The organism is Janthinobacterium sp. UMAB-56, assembly GCF_900095265.1.
GTDB lineage: Bacteria > Pseudomonadota > Gammaproteobacteria > Burkholderiales > Burkholderiaceae_D > Janthinobacterium.
The window spans coordinates 14,311-31,836 of record NZ_LT607660.1; the positions used below are offsets into that span (position 1 = coordinate 14,311).

The 17,526-nt window shown below is 62.2% G+C and carries 16 protein-coding genes and 1 tRNA gene; 16 read left to right on the plus strand and 1 reads right to left on the minus strand.

The window, feature by feature from the left end; all coding sequences use genetic code 11:
- Window positions 1-10: 10 nt before the first annotated feature.
- The 4 genes from K0F85_RS17675 to pth all read left to right on the plus strand — a co-directional run bounded on the left by K0F85_RS17675 (window position 11) and on the right by pth (window position 2,663).
- Window positions 11-87, plus strand: a tRNA-Gln gene (locus K0F85_RS17675).
- A gap of 150 nt (window positions 88-237) precedes the next feature.
- Window positions 238-1,188: a ribose-phosphate pyrophosphokinase gene (locus tag K0F85_RS17680; RefSeq protein ID WP_219117281.1), complete on the plus strand. Its 951-nt coding sequence runs from the start codon at window positions 238-240 to the stop codon at window positions 1,186-1,188.
- A 166-nt stretch (window positions 1,189-1,354) separates the two neighbouring features.
- The gene (locus K0F85_RS17685; protein WP_219117282.1) at window positions 1,355-1,963 is read left to right on the plus strand and encodes a 50S ribosomal protein L25/general stress protein Ctc; all 609 of its coding nucleotides are present in this window, start codon (window positions 1,355-1,357) and stop codon (window positions 1,961-1,963) included.
- Between the two features lie 115 nt (window positions 1,964-2,078).
- A complete protein-coding gene (pth, locus tag K0F85_RS17690) occupies window positions 2,079-2,663 on the plus strand; it encodes an aminoacyl-tRNA hydrolase (protein ID WP_219117283.1) in 585 nt (194 codons plus the stop codon).
- Between the two features lie 2 nt (window positions 2,664-2,665).
- On the opposite strand, the gene K0F85_RS17695 is transcribed toward pth, so the two are convergent.
- Entirely contained in the window at window positions 2,666-3,763 is a 1,098-nt protein-coding gene (locus tag K0F85_RS17695) for a serine hydrolase (protein WP_219117284.1), read from the minus strand.
- Between the two features lie 117 nt (window positions 3,764-3,880).
- On the opposite strand from K0F85_RS17695, the gene K0F85_RS17700 reads away from it, so the two are divergent.
- The 12 genes from K0F85_RS17700 to K0F85_RS17755 all read left to right on the plus strand — a co-directional run bounded on the left by K0F85_RS17700 (window position 3,881) and on the right by K0F85_RS17755 (window position 17,522).
- Window positions 3,881-4,456 carry a hypothetical protein gene (locus tag K0F85_RS17700; RefSeq protein ID WP_219117285.1) on the plus strand — a complete coding sequence of 192 codons (576 nt, stop codon included), beginning with the start codon at window positions 3,881-3,883 and terminating at the stop codon, window positions 4,454-4,456.
- A complete protein-coding gene (locus K0F85_RS17705; RefSeq protein WP_102121119.1) occupies window positions 4,456-4,689 on the plus strand; it encodes a helix-turn-helix transcriptional regulator in 234 nt (77 codons plus the stop codon). Before K0F85_RS17700 ends, K0F85_RS17705 begins: the two co-directional genes overlap by 1 nt.
- A 152-nt stretch (window positions 4,690-4,841) precedes the next feature.
- Window positions 4,842-5,933, plus strand: coding sequence for a redox-regulated ATPase YchF (gene ychF, locus K0F85_RS17710; RefSeq protein WP_219117286.1), 1,092 nt, complete (start codon window positions 4,842-4,844; stop codon window positions 5,931-5,933).
- 227 nt (window positions 5,934-6,160) lie between these two features.
- On the plus strand, window positions 6,161-6,679 hold the full coding sequence (locus tag K0F85_RS17715; protein WP_219117287.1) for a sigma-70 family RNA polymerase sigma factor: 519 nt from the start codon (window positions 6,161-6,163) through the stop codon (window positions 6,677-6,679).
- Window positions 6,680-6,682: 3 nt separating this feature from the next.
- Entirely contained in the window at window positions 6,683-7,663 is a 981-nt protein-coding gene (locus K0F85_RS17720; protein ID WP_219117288.1) for a FecR domain-containing protein, read from the plus strand.
- Between the two features lie 103 nt (window positions 7,664-7,766).
- The gene (locus tag K0F85_RS17725; protein ID WP_219117289.1) at window positions 7,767-9,539 is read left to right on the plus strand and encodes an ABC transporter ATP-binding protein; all 1,773 of its coding nucleotides are present in this window, start codon (window positions 7,767-7,769) and stop codon (window positions 9,537-9,539) included.
- Window positions 9,533-11,305, plus strand: coding sequence for an ABC transporter ATP-binding protein (locus K0F85_RS17730; RefSeq protein ID WP_219117290.1), 1,773 nt, complete (start codon window positions 9,533-9,535; stop codon window positions 11,303-11,305). Before K0F85_RS17725 ends, K0F85_RS17730 begins: the two co-directional genes overlap by 7 nt.
- Window positions 11,302-12,267: an ABC transporter permease gene (locus K0F85_RS17735; protein WP_219117291.1), complete on the plus strand. Its 966-nt coding sequence runs from the start codon at window positions 11,302-11,304 to the stop codon at window positions 12,265-12,267. Before K0F85_RS17730 ends, K0F85_RS17735 begins: the two co-directional genes overlap by 4 nt.
- 20 nt (window positions 12,268-12,287) lie before the next feature.
- Window positions 12,288-13,214: an iron chelate uptake ABC transporter family permease subunit gene (locus K0F85_RS17740; protein WP_374198732.1), complete on the plus strand. Its 927-nt coding sequence runs from the start codon at window positions 12,288-12,290 to the stop codon at window positions 13,212-13,214.
- Window positions 13,211-13,981 carry an ABC transporter ATP-binding protein gene (locus K0F85_RS17745; RefSeq protein ID WP_219117293.1) on the plus strand — a complete coding sequence of 257 codons (771 nt, stop codon included), beginning with the start codon at window positions 13,211-13,213 and terminating at the stop codon, window positions 13,979-13,981. The genes K0F85_RS17740 and K0F85_RS17745 overlap by 4 nt, the downstream gene beginning before the upstream one ends.
- 49 nt (window positions 13,982-14,030) lie before the next feature.
- Entirely contained in the window at window positions 14,031-14,966 is a 936-nt protein-coding gene (locus K0F85_RS17750; protein ID WP_219117439.1) for a siderophore ABC transporter substrate-binding protein, read from the plus strand.
- Window positions 14,967-15,092: 126 nt separating this feature from the next.
- A complete protein-coding gene (locus K0F85_RS17755; RefSeq protein WP_257572851.1) occupies window positions 15,093-17,522 on the plus strand; it encodes a TonB-dependent receptor in 2,430 nt (809 codons plus the stop codon).
- Window positions 17,523-17,526 lie beyond the last annotated feature (4 nt).

Below are 17,526 nucleotides of genomic sequence, written 5' to 3' on the forward strand. Positions count from 1 at the left end.
TCAGTAACGTAGGGGAATCGCCAAGCTGGTTAAGGCACTGGATTTTGATTCCAGCATGCGAAGGTTCGAATCCTTCTTCCCCTGCCACCATTTCACCGTAGTCTGTCGATGCGAAGTTGGCGTCCAGTACGGGAAAAAGCAGATATGTCGCCACGCGGCATATTCTAAACAATGACTGACCGGGCTTATGCCCGGTTAGTGCTTTTCAAGACTTCTATATCACCTCTTGGGACTCCCATGGCTTACGAAAACCTGATGGTTTTTACCGGCAACGCGAATCCAGCGTTGGCAGAGGGGGTCGCAAAAAACCTCGGCATCCCTCTCGGTAAAGCAAACGTTTCGAAATTCTCCGACGGCGAAGTAATGGTCGAGATTAACGAAAACGTGCGCGGCAAGGATGTTTTTGTTTTGCAATCCACCTGTGCTCCAACCAACGACAGCTTGATGGAAATCATGCTGATGGTTGATGCCTTGAAACGTGCTTCCGCTGGCCGCATTACCGCCGCGATTCCTTACTTCGGCTACGCCCGCCAAGACCGTCGTCCACGCTCCGCGCGTGTGGCGATTTCGGCCAAGGTGGTGGCGAACATGCTGGAAGAAGCCGGTGTCGAGCGTGTCCTGATCATGGACTTGCACGCTGACCAGATTCAAGGTTTCTTCGATATCCCAGTCGACAATATTTACGCTTCGCCAATTTTGCTGGGTGACCTGCAAAAGAAAAACTACCAGGATCTGCTGGTGGTTTCGCCGGACGTCGGCGGTGTGGTACGTGCGCGCGCCCTGGCAAAACGCCTGGGCTGCGACCTGGCCATCATCGACAAGCGTCGTCCAAAAGCGAACGTGTCGGAAGTGATGAACATCATCGGTGAAGTCGAAGGCCGCAACTGCGTGATCATGGATGACATGGTCGACACGGCAGGCACCCTGACCAAGGCTGCTGAAGTGCTCAAAGAGCGTGGCGCGAAAAAAGTCGTGGCGTATTGCACGCATGCGGTGCTGTCGGGCCCGGCGATCGACCGTATTTCGGCGTCGCCACTCGATGAACTGGTCGTCACCGATACGATCCCCCTGTCCGCAGCGGCCTTGGCCTGCGGCAAGATCCGTCAATTGACGTGCGCGCCGCTGCTGGCCGAGACGTTCAAACGCATCATCAAGGGTGATTCGGTTATTTCCCTCTTTATCGACTAATTCGATAAATAGCAACAGACGTAATGCCTGCGGCGCGACCGGCTTTTTGCCTGTTGCGCCGCAGTGTTTTAGTTTTCGGGGCGCATACGCGCCCATTTCCGAAGATTCCTGGTCGCGGGAATCTTCATAACACAAGGCGCAAGCCTTGTTCTTCTTGGAGTTTCACATGAAAGTTATCGCATTTAAACGCGAATTGCAAGGTTCCGGAGCGAGCCGCCGCCTGCGCATTTCCGGCCAAACCCCTGGTATCGTCTACGGTGGCGCTGAAGCCCCGGTGCTGATCTCGCTGGATCACAACGCCCTGTACCACGCGTTGAAAAAAGAAGTGTTCCACTCGTCGATCCTGGATCTGGAAATCGACGGCGTTTCCCAGCAAGTTCTGTTGCGCGACTTCCAAGTCCACGCATACAAACAACTGGTCCTGCACGCTGACTTCCAGCGCGTTGATGCTAAGCAAGCTATCCACGTGAAAGTTGCTCTGCACTTCGTCAACGCTGACGTTTCCCCAGCAGTCAAACTGCACGGCGCGACCATCAGCCACGTAGCTAACGAAATCGAAGTTTCGTGCCTGCCAGGCCAACTGCCAGAATTCATCAACGTTGACCTGTCGAACATCGACGTCGGTCACTCGCTGCACGTTGGCGACCTGGTCCTGCCAGCTGGCGTGACCGCTGTCACCCACGGCGCCAACCTGACCATCGCTACCGCTTCGGTACCGGCTGGCCACGTTGCCGCTGAAGCTGAAGCAGCTGCTGTTGAAGCCGACAAGAAGTAATTCTGCCGCCGCAGCAATGCGGTAGTCGCAAGGAAAAACCCGCCAGGTTCGCCGCGCGGGTTTTTTTCTGCCTGTTTTCACCGATAATGCTTTCTTTTCCATTGTAGATACAGCCATGCCCATACGCCTGATCGTCGGCCTCGGCAACCCGGGACCCGAATACGAACAAACCCGCCACAATGCCGGCTTCTGGCTGGTGGACAACCTTGCCAACAGCTTGCCCGGCACGCGCTTGCAGCGCGATTCGCGCTATAACGCCATGCTGGCCAAGACCTCCCTTGGCGGCAAGGAAGTCTGGCTGCTCGAACCGCTGACCTTCATGAACCGCTCGGGCCAGTCCGTGGGCGCGCTGGCGCGTTTCTTCAAGATTGCCGCCGATGAAGTGCTCGTCGTGCACGATGAACTCGATCTGATGCCGGGTATCGCGCGCCTGAAAAAGGGCGGCTCGGCCGGCGGCCACAATGGCTTGAAAGACATCACGGCCGCGCTGGGTACGCAGGATTACTGGCGCTTGCGCCTGGGTATCGGCCACCCGCGCACCCTCAGCCTGCAGCAGCAGGTGGCCGACTTCGTGCTGCACCGCCCGCGCCGCGAAGACCAGGAGCTGATCGAGCAAGCCATCGACAAATCGCTGCAGGTCATGCCGCATATCGTCGAAGGCAAGTTCGAGGCCGCGACGATGAAGCTGCATACGGCTTGAGTCTATTTCCCTGCCTTGCCAAAGCCGGCCATGATGGTTTTCGCCATCTGCTGCTGGCTGGCCTGCGCTCTGCTGCCTTCGCCCGCGTTGGCGGCGATCAGCAAGCCATCGCCACTGCCGGGCGCTAACGCGATCAGCGCGTGCCAGTAGCCGTTCGAGCCCAGGTGCGTGAGCACGCGCTGCGGCGCTTGTGGTGGAAAGTGCATCACGCCCCAGCCCAATGCCGCATTCGTGTCGCCCTGCGCCGTATGCAGCAAGACATACGTTTCCTGTTTCAGCAGTTTTCCCTTGCCTTGCTCGCCGTGCAGTTGATCGAGCGCAAACTTGGCCCAGTCTTGCATGCTCAGGTGGATTTCGCCATCGGGCGCCATCATCAGCGGATTGCTGGCCATCAAGCCGGCAATCGGCTTGTTTTCCTTGTGGCCCAGGTTCTGCCCCCGCACTGTGGGGCCGAACGCGGCCTGCATGCCCAGCGGGCCGAACACTTCCGTCTGCATCAATTCTTCATATGTCTTGCCCGTGACGCGCTCGGCGATGGCGGCGGCGATCATGGCGCCGCTGTTCGAGTAGTGCGATTCGCCGCGCGGCGCGGCAACGGGAGCGTCGGCCAGTGCGCGCTGCGCGTATTCCTGGCGCAGTTGCGGCAATGGACGCGTGTCCGTGTAGGTGGAATTGATCCACCCCTCGTCCGGATTCGGCGGCAGGCCGGCGCGGTGCGACAGCAAATCCATCAAGTTGACGTCGCGGTACTCGGTACGCATGCCGCCCGCCAGCGCGGGCAGCATGCTTGACAGTGGCGCGTCCCATGACAGCACGCCCCGTTCCACCAGGCGCGCGATCAGGGTCACCGTCATGGCCTTGCCGTTGGAGCCGATATTCCACACGTCATCGGCGCGCACGGCATCGTGCCCGTCATTGGCCCGCACGCCCGCCTGTGCTTGGGCATCGATCGTGCCGTCGCGGATCACGAGTATAGCCATGGCAGGCACACTCTTGTCGGCCAGCGCCTGTTGCAGCATGGCATGCAAGTCATGCGCGCGGGCGGCGCCGCTGAGTAAAAAGGCGGTGCTGCAAACGAGTGAGGCAAGCAGGGTTTTCATGGTGTCTCCAGTCGATATGGTGGGGTAACATGTTAAAATGGTCGCAAAACATGATTTAGTTATTGTTTTACGATAATTTATTCTAACAACACTTTACGCATCCGTATACTTTTGAATATGAAAAAAAATCAGACGGGAGCAGCGCGACTGAGCCGGCGCGTGCGCTACGGCGTCTCGGCGTTCTTTGTGCTGTACCTGCTGCTGACGGTGCTGGGCTGGCTGGCGCCCGCGCCTGCCGCGCACGGCAGCGTCGGTGGCGCCGGCATGTATGAACTGTTGCTGCAATTGCAGAGCCAGCCATTCGAGCGTCTGGCCGCCATGCCCTTGTGGCAGCGGGGTCTTGGCCTGGCGCTGGCCTTGCCAGCCTTGCTGGTGCTGGGCGATGCCGTGCGCCAGCTGGTCCTGGTCTTGCATCAGTTCGAGCAGGGCGTCTTTTTTACGCCGCAGGTGGCGCAGCGCTTTCGCCGTTTCGCTGGCGGCTTGCTGTTGGGAACGGTGCTGACTTTGCTGGAGCCGACCGTGCGCGGCATGCTGTTTGGCTTGCTGGACGAGGGGGCGAGCCAGTTACGCCTGGTCATCGACATCACGGGCGGCGACTTGTGGACCTTGCTGCTGTGTACGGTTTTCCTTGCGCTGGCGCAAATCCTCCATGAAGGCCAGCGCCTGGCCGATGAAAACAGCGAGTTCATCTGATGGCCATCGTCGTGCGCCTCGACCTGGTACTGGCCAGGAAAAAAGTGAAATCGAAGGAACTGGCCGCCTTTATCGGCATCACGGAGCAGAACCTTTCCCTCTTAAAATCGGGCAAGGTGCGCGGTGTGCGTTTCGATACCTTGTCGAAAATTTGCGAGATGCTCGAATGCCAGCCCGGCGACATCCTGGAATTCGATGCGTCGCAGCCGGACGACGGGGATGACGCGCCCTAGCCGCACAGGGGGTGGTTTTTTTGAAGAGTAGGGTGCATAGAGGTACAATTGACCCTTAGAGCACTAATACAGCAAGATTATCCAGAAAACGCCCGCAATGGCCGTTTTGCACCAGCCGCTTGCCGGCAATATTGATTATTTAAAGGTTTTCCATGAGTCTCCAATGCGGTATCGTCGGCTTGCCGAACGTCGGCAAGTCCACCCTGTTCAATGCACTGACGAAAGCCGGCATCCCGGCTGAAAACTATCCGTTCTGCACCATCGAGCCGAACGTCGGTGTCGTCGAAGTGCCGGACCCACGCATGGATGCGCTGGCCGGCATCGTCAAGCCGGAACGCATGGTCAATGCCATCGTGGAATTCGTCGACATCGCCGGCCTGGTGGCAGGCGCATCGAAGGGCGAGGGCCTGGGCAACCAGTTCCTGTCGCACATCCGCGAGACGGACGCCATCGTCAACGTCGTGCGCTGCTTCGAAGATGACAACGTCATCCACGTGGCCGGCAAGATCAATCCGCTCGACGATATCGAAGTCATCCAGACCGAACTGGCGCTGGCCGACATGGGCACCGTGGAAAAAGCCATCCACCGCGAAAACAAGAAAGCCCGCTCGGGCGACAAGGACGCAGCCAAGCTGCTGGCCATCATGGAACGCATGATGCCTTACCTGAACGATGCCAAGCCGGTGCGCGCCATGGGCCTGGACGCCGACGAAATGGAATTGATCAAGCCTTTGTGCCTGATCACGGCAAAGCCGGCCATGTTCGTGGCCAATGTATCCGATTCGGGCTTCACCAACAACCCGCTGCTGGACCAGCTGACGGCCTACGCGCAATCGCAAAACGCCCCTATCGTCGCCATCTGCGCCGCGCTGGAAGCGGAAATCGCCGACCTGGACGATGCAGACAAGGGCGCCTTCCTGGCCGACATGGGCATGCAAGAGCCAGGCCTGGACCGCCTGATCCGTGGCGCTTACAAACTGCTGGGCCTGCAAACCTACTTCACGGCAGGCGTGAAGGAAGTGCGCGCCTGGACCATCCATGTGGGCGACACGGCGCCGCAAGCGGCCGGCGTGATCCACACCGACTTCGAACGCGGCTTCATCCGCGCGCAAACCATCGCCTATGACGACTTCATCGCCTACAAGGGCGAAGCGGGCGCCAAGGAAGCGGGCAAGATGCGCGCCGAAGGCAAGGAATACGTGGTCAAGGATGGCGACGTACTGAACTTCCTGTTCAACGTCTAACTTTCGACCCGGCCCGATGCTTGGGCATGGGGCGACAAGGAACCCTGCAGATCATTGATTTGCAGGGTTTTTTATTGCCCGCCTGGCTAATTCCATCGCCTTGCCATGCCGTGCGTTCCGTCCAGGCCGGTTGCTCTTGCCTTGCTTTTTCCTATACAATGAGAATAATTCTCATTTATATTAATGTGTCCGCTGTCTCGCAGGCCAAGGACCACAGGAAGGGTATCGTGAGCACCGCCGAGTTAGCGCTTCAGCAGCAAGTCAGCATTCTGTATACCGACCATCATGGTTGGCTGCGGGGCTTGTTGCGCCGCAAGCTGGGCAATGCCTTCGATGCGGCCGACCTGGCGCACGACGTGTATCTGCACCTGATGAAGACGGGGCGCGTTCCGCCTGCCGGAGAATCGCGCCGCCACCTGACGCAGATCGCCAACGGCATGGTCATCGACCTGTACCGCCGCCGCCAGATCGAGGCGGCCTATCTGGAAGTGCTGGCTCTGCTGCCCGAAGCGCTGGCTCCGTCCGAGGAAGAGCGCGCGCTGGTGATCGAGGCGCTGACGCAAATCGATGCGGTGCTGCACCAGCTACCCACCAAGGCGCGCAAGGCCTTGCTGCTGTGCAAACTCGATGGCCTGAGCTACCGCGACATCGCCGCCGAATTGCAGGTGTCCGTCTCGTCCGTCGAAAAATACATCGCCGCCGGTTTGCTGGCCTGCTACCAGGCCTTGTATGCGCCGGACGCCTGAGTCATGGAGGTGCTGATTGCGCCCGCGATCGTGCAGCAGGCGGCCCAGTGGATGGCGCGCCTTTGGTCCGATGACGCCAGCGACGAAGACCGGGCTGCGTGTGCCCGCTGGTGCGCCGCCCATCCGCACCACGACCTCGCCTGGCAGCGTTTGCAGGCGTTCGAGGGCAAGCTGCACAGCGTGCCGCGCGACGTTGCCCGGCACGCGCTGCGCGAACCGGCCCCGGCCGCTTACCTGAACCGCCGCCGTGCCCTGAAGTTGCTGGCCGTGCTGCTGCCCGTGGGCGGCCTGGCGTATATGCTGCGCGGCACGGATGCCTGGCAGGTCGCCACGGCAGGGCATAGCACCGGCACGGGTGAGATCCGCGAGATTTCCTTGCCTGACGGTACGCGCGTGATCCTCGCTTCCGCTTCCGCCATCGACGTGCGCTTCGACGCCAGCGAGCGTTTGCTGGTCTTGCGCACCGGCGAAATCCTCGTCACCACGGCGCACGATCCCGATCCGGCGCAGCGGCCTTTCCGCGTGCAGGGGCGCCACGGCACGGTGCAGGCGCTGGGCACGCGTTTTACTTTACGGCAAGATGAATACACGTCGCGCGTGGCCGTGTTCGAGGGGGCCGTCGAAATACGCCTTGCGCATGCGCCCGGTCACGCTGTGGGGATCGCCACGGGCTACAGTGCCATCTTCTCGGCCGGCATCGTGCAATCTGCCGCCCCCGTTACTGCCAGCGCGGCGGCCTGGACAAAGGGCATGCTGGTGGCCGATAACATGCGCCTGGACGACCTGCTGGCGGAACTGGCCCGCTATCGTCACGGCTTGCTGCGCTGCGACCCGGCCGTGGCCAGCCTGACCGTCAGCGGCGTGTTTCCTCTGCACGACACGGACCGCGCGCTGCATAACCTGGCGCTGGCCTTGCCTGTGCAGATGCTTGCGCGCACGCGTTACTGGGTGACGCTTCAAGCCATGCCCCAGGCTGCTGCCTGACAATTTCGCGTGCGCGATTGAGGGTTTTGCATTCTCGTTCGGGATATAGGGTAAGAGCCACCCTTATTCCTTGAACTTATGCACCTTATTTCTCAGTCTTCTCATGCGTAGCCAAAGCCGTCAAGCCGGCCCGATCAGGCGGATCCTGTACCCCATCCGCGGACGTTTGATCGCCGCCGCCGTGCTCGCCGGCACGGGCTCCATGCTTACCCTGGTACCGCTGGCCGGCATCGCGCAGCTGGCGAAAATGGCCCTCGCTCCCGCGCCTGCGCTGACGCAAGGCATAGTGTGGCAGCTCATCATCGCCAGCGTCGCTTGCCTGTTTGCCGGCATGGCCCTGATCTCGCTGGGCGAATTGGCCGCGCACCTGGCCGACAACCGCCTCACCCATCTACTGCGCCTGCAAGCCATGCAGCGCCTGGGACAGGTGCCGCTGGGCTGGTTCACCAGCCGGGCGTCGGGCGAGGTCAAGCAGGCGATGCAGGACGACATCAATACTCTGCACAGCCTTACGGCCCACTTCTATACGACAACGGGGCGCGCCGTCGGCGCCATCGCCATCTCGGTGCTGTACCTTTTCGCCATGGACTGGCGCCTGGCCCTCGTCTCCATTCTGCCGTTTCCCGGCTTCTTCCTGTTTTTCGGCCGCGCCTTGAAGGCCAGCGGGGGCAATATGGAGCAATTCGTCGCCGGCATGGGGCGCATCAACAATGCCGTAGTGGAGTTCGTCAATGGCATTCCCGTGGTCAAGGCCTTCGGCACCACGGGTCGCGCGCATGGCAGCTACCGCGCCGCCGTCGATGCGTTTGCCGACGCTTTCGCCGCGTTTACGCGTCCGCTGGTGGGTTCCATGGCGAATGCCAATGCGCTGATCGCGCCCGTGGCGGTGCTGGGCGTGGTGGTGATCGCCGGCACCGTCTTCGTGGCCCTGGGCGCGATGGCGCCCGTCGATATCCTGCCGTTCGCCCTGGTGGCGCCCGGTATTTCTGCACCCATGCTACTACTGCATTACCTGACGCATGACCTCAACAACGCCACGGGCGCCGCCCAGCGCGTGCAAGCCTTGCTTGATACGCCAGTGCTGGCGCAGCCGGCGCCGGAACAGCAGCAGTTGCCTAACGGCACCGAGATTCGCATGGAGCGTGTGGGCTATGCCTACGACGGGAAAAACAAGGTGCTGTCGGACATCAGTTTCACTTTGCAAGCCGGCACGGTCACGGCCATCGTCGGCGCTTCCGGTTCCGGCAAGTCGACCCTGGCGCGGCTGCTGCTGCGTTTTTTTGATCCCACTGAAGGGCGCATCACCCTCGGTGGCGTCGACCTGCGGCACATCGCCATGACCGAGCTGTACCGGCGCATCGGCTTCGTGCTGCAGGAAGTGCGGCTGATCCACGCCAGCGTGCGCGAGAACATCGCGCTGGGCCGGCCATCGGCCAGTGCACACGAGATCGAAGAGGCGGCGCGCCTGGCGAACATCCACGAGCGCCTCCTGGCCTTACCACGCGGCTACGATTCCGTGATCGGCGAGGATGCGCAACTGTCCGGCGGCGAGTTACAACGCGTCAGCATCGCCCGCGCCGTGCTGCTCGATCCATCCGTGCTGGTGCTCGATGAAGCGACGGCTGCGGCCGATGCGGAAAACGAAGTGGCGATCCAGGACGCGCTGTCGCGCTTTGCCCAAGGCCGCACCTTGCTGGTGATCGCGCACCGGCTCGACACCGTCATGCATGCCGACCACATAGTTGTTGTCGAGAACGGTGCCATCGTCGAGCAGGGTAGCCATGCCGGCTTGCTTGCAGACAAGGGCCGCTATGCGCAAATGTGGGCGCTGGGCGGCTATCAGGATATCCAGGAAGAGGCGGTGCGAGCATGCTGAAAACGTTGATTCAACTGCTGGGCGACGATGCGGCCGTGTTCCGCCGCTACTGTTCCCTGGCGTTCGCGTATGGCGTGCTCAGTGGCTTGACGATCACGGCACTGGTGCTGGCCCTGGGGCGGCTGCTGGCCGGCGATACGGGCGGCGCGGCCCTGTGGCTAATCGTGCTGCTGGCCGGGCTGGTCGCTTGCTGGGCCTGGCGGCGTCAGGTGGAAAAAGCGGGCGTGCGCGTGGGCGTGACGCTGCTGCAAGGGGCGCGCCAGCGCCTGGGCGACCATGTGGCGCGCCTGCCCGTCGGCTGGTTCACGCCGGACAACACGGCGAAGCTGGGCCACGTCATTACGCAAGGCATGATGAATGTGGCGCAACTGCCGGCCCATGTACTGACGCCCGTCATCTGCGGCGCTGTCACGCCCGTGGTGCTCGTGGCCGCGCTGTTTGCGCTGCACTGGCAGCTGGGCGTGATGGCGCTGCTGGCGCTGCCCCTGCTGGCCGGCGCCTTGCGGCTGACGGCGCACCTGGGCCAGCGTGCCGACGACGCCTACCATCATCATTTTGCGCAGACCAGCCAGCGCCTGGTGGAGTTTGCGCAAGCGCAAGCCGTCCTGCGCGCATTCGGTGGCGACGGCACGCGTTTTCTGCAGCAAGCCATCGCCCGGCAGCGCAACGCTGGTACACGCCTGATTTACCTGTCGGCGCTGTCGTCGGTGCTCAATGCCTGGACCGTGCAAGCCATCTTCGCCGCCTTGCTGGCCGCCGCTGCGCTGTGGTTCAACAGTCTGCAGGGCGGTGCAGCCGCTGTGGAAGAGACCATCGCTGTCATCGTGGCACTGTTGCTGGTGGTGCGCCTGGTCGACCCGCTGCAGGAAGTGGCCAGCTATGGCGAAGTGCTGCGCGGCGCGCGCGGCCCGCTCGATGCTGCGCGCGATATTTTCGCCGTGCAGCCCCTGCCAGAAGCACCCGCGCCGCAAGCGCCGCGCAATGGTGCGGTCGAGCTGCGCGACCTGAGTTTCCGCTATGCTCGGGACCAGCCCGATGTATTGACGGGCATCAATCTGCAGATCGTACCGGGCAGCATGACGGCGCTGATCGGCGCTTCCGGCTCCGGCAAGACGACCCTGGTGCGCCTGATCGCGCGCTTCTTTGACGCCAGCGTGGGCACGGTGCTGGTGGGCGGTGTCGATGTGCGTGATATGTCCAGCGAGCAATTGGCAGGCCAGATCAGCCAGATCTTCCAGGACAGTTATCTGTTCCAGGGCAGCATCGGCGACAACATTCGCCTCGGCAAGCCGGATGCCAGCGAGGCCCAGGTGCTTGAAGCGGCGCGCCAGGCTGGCGTGGCCGAGATCATCGCCCGCTTGCCGCAGGGACTCGATACCTTGGTCGGCGAGGGCGGCGCGCGCCTGTCCGGCGGCGAACGCCAGCGCATCGCGATTGCCCGCGCGCTGATCAAGGATGCGACTATCCTGCTGGTCGACGAAGCGACAGCTGCACTCGACGCGGAAAACCAGGCCGCCATCGCCGAGGCGCTGGCGCGGCTGCGCGGCAAGCGCACGCTGATCGTCATCGCCCACCAGTTGTCGACGGTGGCCATGGCCGACCAGATCGTCGTGCTCGATGGCGGCATGGTCCGCGAGCAGGGCGCGCCAGCCACCTTGCGCACGCAGGACGGCCTGTATGCCCGTTTCCTGGCTCAACGCCAGGCGGCCAAGGGCTGGCGCATCGCCGCGCCCACGCGCCAGCCTGGGACGGAGTCCGGCATTTGACACGCGCGCGTCTGTTTTTCGTCTTCCTGCTGTTGTGCTGCGCATCCTTGCTGGTCGGCGCCAGGCAAATGGAGTGGGCGCAGCTGCTGTCGCCATCGTCGTCTTCCGGCGCGCTGTCCGACGATACCTGGCTGACCTTGACGGCCAGTCGGCTGCCCCGTTTAGCGGCGCTGGTGCTGACGGGAGTGGGCCTGTCCGTATGTGGCGTCATCCTGCAGCACATTGTGCGCAACAAGTTTGTCGAACCTGCCACTTCGGGCGGGCTCGACGCGGCCAAGCTGGGCATCCTCGTTGCGCTGACCGTGGCGCCTGCGGCGGGCACGGCCGGCAAGATGGCCTTCGCTCTCGCCTTTTGCTTTGCCGCCAGCCTCGTGTATGTGGCCCTGATCCGCCGCATCCGCTTCAAGAACACGATTCTGGTCCCCGTGATCGGTCTCGTGTATGGCGGCGTCCTCAGCGCCCTGGCCGAGTTTCATGCCTACCGTAACAATATGTTGCAAAGCATGCAGGGCTGGCTGCTCGGCGATTTTTCGCGCATCGTGCAGGGCAACTATGAAATCATTTATCTGATCTTGCCCATCGTTGTCCTTACGTATCTGTACGCGCAACGCTTTACCGTGCTGGGCATGGGAGAAAGCATGGCCACCAGCCTGGGCCTGAACTATGCGGGCACGGTGGCGCTGGGCCTGATGCTGGTGGCCGTCACCGTGGCCGCCACGGTGATCACGGTGGGGGCCATCCCGTTCGTCGGGCTGGCCATTCCGAACCTGGTGGCCTTGCGCCATGGCGACAACCTGGGCCGCACCTTGCCCATCGTGGCCCTGTGCGGCGCCTCGCTGCTGCTGGCCTGCGACATCGCCGGGCGCTTGCTGATCTACCCGTTCGAGGTGCCGATCGGCCTGACGGCGGGCGGCGTGGGCGGCGTGCTGTTCCTCATATTAATCATCCGGGGGCGGCGATGAAGCGGCTATTCAAGCGGCGGATGCTGTGGCTGCTCGTGTTTGCCCTGGCGCTGGCCTTTCTTTTTATCGGCGCGAATTTTGACTTCGATTACATCCTCCCCAGGCGCATGGCGCGGCTGGCCGCCATCGTCATCGGCGGCGTCTGCGTGGCCGTGTCTTCGATTGTTTTCCAGACCATTGCTGGCAACCGCATTCTGACGCCGGCCGTCATGGGCTATGAAGCCGTGTACCTGCTGCTGCAGTCGCTGCTGATCCTCGCGATGGGCATGCGCAGCGTGGTGCTGCTGGGACACAACGGCAACTTCGTGCTGTCGATCGCGCTGATGCTGGCCTACTCCTGGGCCATCCATTACTGGCTGTTTCGTGATGGCAAGAACAACGTGTATTTCCTGTTACTGCTGGGATTCGTGCTGACGATGGTGATCGGCACGTTTACTCAGTTCATCCAGCTGCGCATCAGTCCCGGCGAATTTGCCATCCTGCAAGGATTCAGCCAGGCATCGTTCAACAAGGCGCAGCCCGCACAATTACTGTACTCGGCCCTGCTGGTGGGCGCCGCCTGCGTGGCCCTGATGACAACCTTGCCGGCGCTCGACGTGCTGGCGCTGGGCCGCGAGCAAGCCATCTCGCTCGGTATCGATTACCGGCGCATGGTGCAGTTGCAGCTGGCGCTGATCGCCGTGCTGGTAGCCGTATCGACGAGTCTGCTAGGGCCGACGGCCTTCATGGGCATCTTTGTGGCGAACACAAGCTATGCCCTGGCCCGCACGGCGCGCCATTGCGTCACCTTGCCGCTGGGCTGCGCCACCGCCATCGCCATCTTCCTCGTCGCCCAGTTGCTGGTCGAGCACGTTTTCAACTACCGGACCACCGTTGGCATTCTCGTCAATCTGTTGTGTGGCGCGTATTTCCTTGCGCTCATGGTCCGCACCCGAGGCACCGTATGATCCACGTCAAACAGATTGAAAAAAGCTACGGCGCCAGGCGCGTGCTGGACAACGTCAGCGCGCAGTTTCCCCAGGGGAAAGTGACGTCCTTGATCGGCCCGAATGGCGCCGGCAAGACCACGTTGCTGATGCTTATCGCGCGCCTGCTGGAGCCTGGAGGAGGACAAATTCTGATCGGTGGCCGCGATATTGCTGCAATCAAGATCCAGGACTATGCGCGACTAGCGGCCACCCTGCGCCAGTCGCCTGATTTCAACCTGCGCCTGACGGTGGAAGAACTGGTCGCCTTCGGCCGCTTCCCCTACAGCCGCGGCACCCTGACGCCGCAGGACCGTCTGGCCATCGATGACGCCATCGCCTTTTTGTCGCTGGAACCTTTGCGCCTGGCGTACGTCGATGAGCTGAGCGGCGGCCAGCGCCAGATGGCCTTTCTGGCCATGACGATTGCCCAGCAGACGGACATTTTGCTGCTCGACGAGCCGCTCAACAACCTGGACATGAAACACGCCGTGCAGATCATGCGCGCCCTGCGCCGTCTGTGCGACGAACAGGGCCGCACCGTGATTTTGGTGATCCACGACATCAACTTCGCCGCCAATTACTCGGACCACATCGTCGCCATGCAGGGCGGCGCCGTGCGCTTTGCTGGCCCCGCGCACGAGGTCGTGACCGAGGAACGCTTGCGCGCCCTGTACGACATCGATTTCCACATCGTGCGCAACGAACGCGGCTGCGTCTGCAATTACTTTACCCCCACAGGAGCTTGAAATGATCTGCATCCAACCCCGTCTGGCAACCGCCGTGTTGATCGCCGCCATGGCGGTCTTGCAAGGCTGTACCGACAAGACGGCGAGCATATCGCCGGCGCCGGCGGTCTCGGCCACACAGCCGGCATTCGCTCCCATCACCATCGTGCACAAGCTGGGTACGACGGTGATCGAACAGCGTCCCCGGCGCGTGGCTGTGCTCGACATGAATGAAGTCGATTTCCTCGACCAGCTGGGCGTGCCCGTGTCCGGCATGGTGAAGGATTACGTGCCGCACTTTCTCACCCGCTATAAGGACGACCAGGGCATCCTCGACCTGGGCGCCATCGTGCAGCCGAATCTCGAACATATCCACGCGCTCCAGCCCGATCTGGTGCTGATGACCTCGATCCAGGCCAAGCAATACCAAGAGTTGAGCCAGATCGCGCCCACCTTGCACTTCGACGTGGATTACCAGAACAGCGAGAGCAAGCACATCGAGGTGGTCAAGCAACACTTGCTGACACTTGGGCATATCTTCGGCAAGGAAGACCTTGCTCGCCAGAAAGCCGCTGAGCTCGACGCGAAGGTGGCGGACGCGCGCAAGGTGACGCAGGAGCGTCCCGAGAGGGCGTTGATCGTGCTGCACAACAACGGCGCTTTCAGCGCGTTTGGCGTGCAGTCGCGCTATGGCTTCGTCTTCGATGCGCTGGGCGTCAAACCGGCCAGCGCGGCCATCGAGGCGGGCTTGCATGGGCAGCCCATTTCCAGCGAGTTCATCCAGCAAGCCAATCCCGACATCATTTATGTTGTCGACCGTACGGCCGTGATGGAACACCGTCCCGTCATGACGGCCGAACAGATGGCCAATCCGCTCTTGCGCCAGACCAATGCCTGGAAGAACGGTCGCGTAGTCTTTGTCGATGCCGATGCCTGGTACATCACGGCGGCCAGCGTGACGTCGTTGACATTGCTCATAGACGATGTGCTGAAGGGCTACCTGTGAGAGCAATAAGTGAGTAATGATTCGTATTTGCATTGAGGGTTTTGCCTTTTCGTTCGGGAGATAGGGAGAGAGCAAGCAATCTTCCCATCCGAAAAAAGGACTTAAGCTATGGCAGAACATATGGCAATGCACCACCTTCCCATCTTGACTCTGAGCCGCATCGCCACCGCCGTGCAACTGGTGCTCGGTACCGGCCTGAGCGTTGGGGCGCTGGGCGTGGCGGCCCCGTCCGCGTACGCGCAAGCAGCGCAAGCACGGCAAGCGTTCAGCGTGCCGGCCGGTGCACTGGGGCTGGCACTCAACACTTTCGCGGCGGCGGCGGGGATCGAATTGACGGTCGAGGCTAGCCTGCTGCAGGGCAAGAATAGCGCGGGCTTGTCCGGCAGCTATAGCGTGCCAGAAGGCTTTTATGAATTGCTGCGCGGACACGGCTTGCAGGCCGTGCGCGAGGGCAATGGCAGCTACACGCTGCGCCGCGAGCCGGCGCACAGCGCCAGTGCAGAGGCCGCCGCAACCATGCCGGCCGTGACGGTCTGGGGTAAAGGCAACACTGTCACCGATGCCTATGCGGGCGGGCAAGTGGCGTCCGGCGGGCGCGTGGGTTTTCTGGGCGACAAGGATTTCATGGAAACCCCGTTCAACACCATCAGCTATACGGATAAATTCATCGAAGACCGGCAGGCGCGCGACATCACCGATGTGATCTCGGCCACCGATCCCACCGTCTTCAGCAGCGGCATGACGGGCATCATTGGCGAGAATTACTCGATACGCGGTTTCAGTTCCGGCACCAGCGACGTCGCGTTTGGTGGGCTGTTCGGCGTTTCGCCCGTCTATCGAACCTCGCCCGAGATGTGCGAACGCATCGAAGTGCTGAAAGGCCCGTCGGCCTTGCTCAACGGCATGCCGCCGGGTGGTTCGGTGGGCGGCAGCATCAACCTGGTGCCCAAGCGCGCGGGCGATGCGCCGCTGGCACGCGTGACGGCGTCGTATATGTCGGATGCGCAATGGGGCGGGCATATTGATCTGGGTCAGCGTTTTGGTGAAAACAAGCAATTCGGCATCCGCATCAATGGCGTCTATCGCGACGGCGATGGTGCCATCGAGCATCAGGAAAAGAAAACCCGGCTCGCGTCCGTGGGACTGGACTGGCGCGGCAACGGCGCGCGCCTGTCCGCCGACCTGTACAGTAGCGAAGACCGCGCGCGGGGCTTGAACCGGGGCGTCAACCTGGCCGCCGGCCTGCCAGTGCCGCGTCCGCCGAAAGCGGAGACCTTGCTCAATCCAAGCTGGGCCTTCTATGACACGAAAGACAAGGGCGCCATGCTGCGCGGCGAATATGACGTGAACGAACAACTGATGGCGTATGCTGCCATCGGCGCCGGCAAGGCCGATTACCAGTCGACGGGCGCCTACCTGATCCAGGTGTTCAATACGGCCGGCGACTACCGCACCAATCTGGCGGACCTGGGTTTTAAGCTGGAAAAACAATCGGCGGAAGCGGGCGTGAAGGGCACGTTCCGCACAGCCGGCATCCGCCATCAATGGGCGGCCAACGCCACGTATTACCACCACACGGACCAGCAGTTTGGCCGCAGGAATACCTTGGCGCAAGACTGGATCACAAATATCTACAATCCCGTCTGGGGGCCAGCGACCCGCTTCGAGGCGCCGCAAATTTCGAAGACGGAATTGCGCCTGGCCAGTGTCGGCCTGGTCGATACCCTGTCGTTTGCGCAAGATCGCGTGCAGCTGACGGTGGGTTTGCGGCGCCAGGAAGTGCTCAACGACAGCTTCAACGTGAAGACGGGTACGCGAACCTCCCGCTATGACGCCGCTGCCACGACGCCGGCCGTCGCCTTGCTGGTGAAGGCCGCCAGGAATATTGCGCTGTACGCCAATTACATCGAAGGCTTGAGCCAGGGTGCGACGGCCCCCATGACGGCGGCCAACGCGGGTGAAGTGTTTGCCCCGTATAAATCGAAGCAGATGGAGGCCGGCGTCAAGGTCGACCTGGGCGAATTCGCCCACACGCTCAGCGTGTATGAAATCAAACGCCCCAGCAGCTATGTTGACCCGGTCAGCAATATCTTTTCCTTTGGCGGTGAGCAGCGCAACCGCGGCGTCGACTGGGGCTTTTTCGGCTCGCCCGTGCGCGACGTGCGCCTGATGGGCGGCATCGCCTATGTGGATCCGACCCTGGCCAGGACGAATAACGGCGTCAACCAGGGTAAGCAGGCGGCCGGCGTACCCAAGCTTCAGGCCAAGCTGGGCGTGGAGTGGGACGCGCCGCCACTGCCGGGGCTGACCCTGACGGCGAATGCGACGGCGGCATCGAAGCAATACATCAACGAGGATAATTCGCTGTCCGTATCGGGCCGCAGCGTGTTTGATCTGGGGGCGCGCTACGCCACCCGTGCGGCGGGCCGGCCCCTGACCGTGCGCGCCAGCGTGACGAACGTCGGCAACAGGGCGTACTGGGCGCTGCCGCAATGGACCAGCCTGGGCCTGGGCGCGCCGCAGACGCTCATGCTGTCGGCCACGACGGAGTTTTAAGCGG

Excerpts from the sequence above, each read along its gene's own strand:
- K0F85_RS17695 (WP_219117284.1), bottom strand. The coding sequence starts at position 3,763 with ATGAAAACCCTGCTTGCCTCACTCGTTTGCAGCACCGCCTTTTTACTC.
- K0F85_RS17745 (WP_219117293.1), top strand. The coding sequence starts at position 13,211 with ATGATCCACGTCAAACAGATTGAAAAAAGCTACGGCGCCAGGCGCGTG.
- K0F85_RS17730 (WP_219117290.1), top strand. The coding sequence starts at position 9,533 with ATGCTGAAAACGTTGATTCAACTGCTGGGCGACGATGCGGCCGTGTTC.
- pth (WP_219117283.1), top strand. The coding sequence starts at position 2,079 with ATGCCCATACGCCTGATCGTCGGCCTCGGCAACCCGGGACCCGAATAC.
- K0F85_RS17750 (WP_219117439.1), top strand. The coding sequence starts at position 14,031 with ATGGCGGTCTTGCAAGGCTGTACCGACAAGACGGCGAGCATATCGCCG.
- K0F85_RS17755 (WP_257572851.1), top strand. The coding sequence starts at position 15,093 with ATGCACCACCTTCCCATCTTGACTCTGAGCCGCATCGCCACCGCCGTG.
- K0F85_RS17685 (WP_219117282.1), top strand. The coding sequence starts at position 1,355 with ATGAAAGTTATCGCATTTAAACGCGAATTGCAAGGTTCCGGAGCGAGC.
- K0F85_RS17680 (WP_219117281.1), top strand. The coding sequence starts at position 238 with ATGGCTTACGAAAACCTGATGGTTTTTACCGGCAACGCGAATCCAGCG.
- K0F85_RS17725 (WP_219117289.1), top strand. The coding sequence starts at position 7,767 with ATGCGTAGCCAAAGCCGTCAAGCCGGCCCGATCAGGCGGATCCTGTAC.
- K0F85_RS17720 (WP_219117288.1), top strand. The coding sequence starts at position 6,683 with ATGGAGGTGCTGATTGCGCCCGCGATCGTGCAGCAGGCGGCCCAGTGG.
- K0F85_RS17705 (WP_102121119.1), top strand. The coding sequence starts at position 4,456 with ATGGCCATCGTCGTGCGCCTCGACCTGGTACTGGCCAGGAAAAAAGTG.
- K0F85_RS17740 (WP_374198732.1), top strand. The coding sequence starts at position 12,288 with ATGCTGTGGCTGCTCGTGTTTGCCCTGGCGCTGGCCTTTCTTTTTATC.
- ychF (WP_219117286.1), top strand. The coding sequence starts at position 4,842 with ATGAGTCTCCAATGCGGTATCGTCGGCTTGCCGAACGTCGGCAAGTCC.
- K0F85_RS17700 (WP_219117285.1), top strand. The coding sequence starts at position 3,881 with ATGAAAAAAAATCAGACGGGAGCAGCGCGACTGAGCCGGCGCGTGCGC.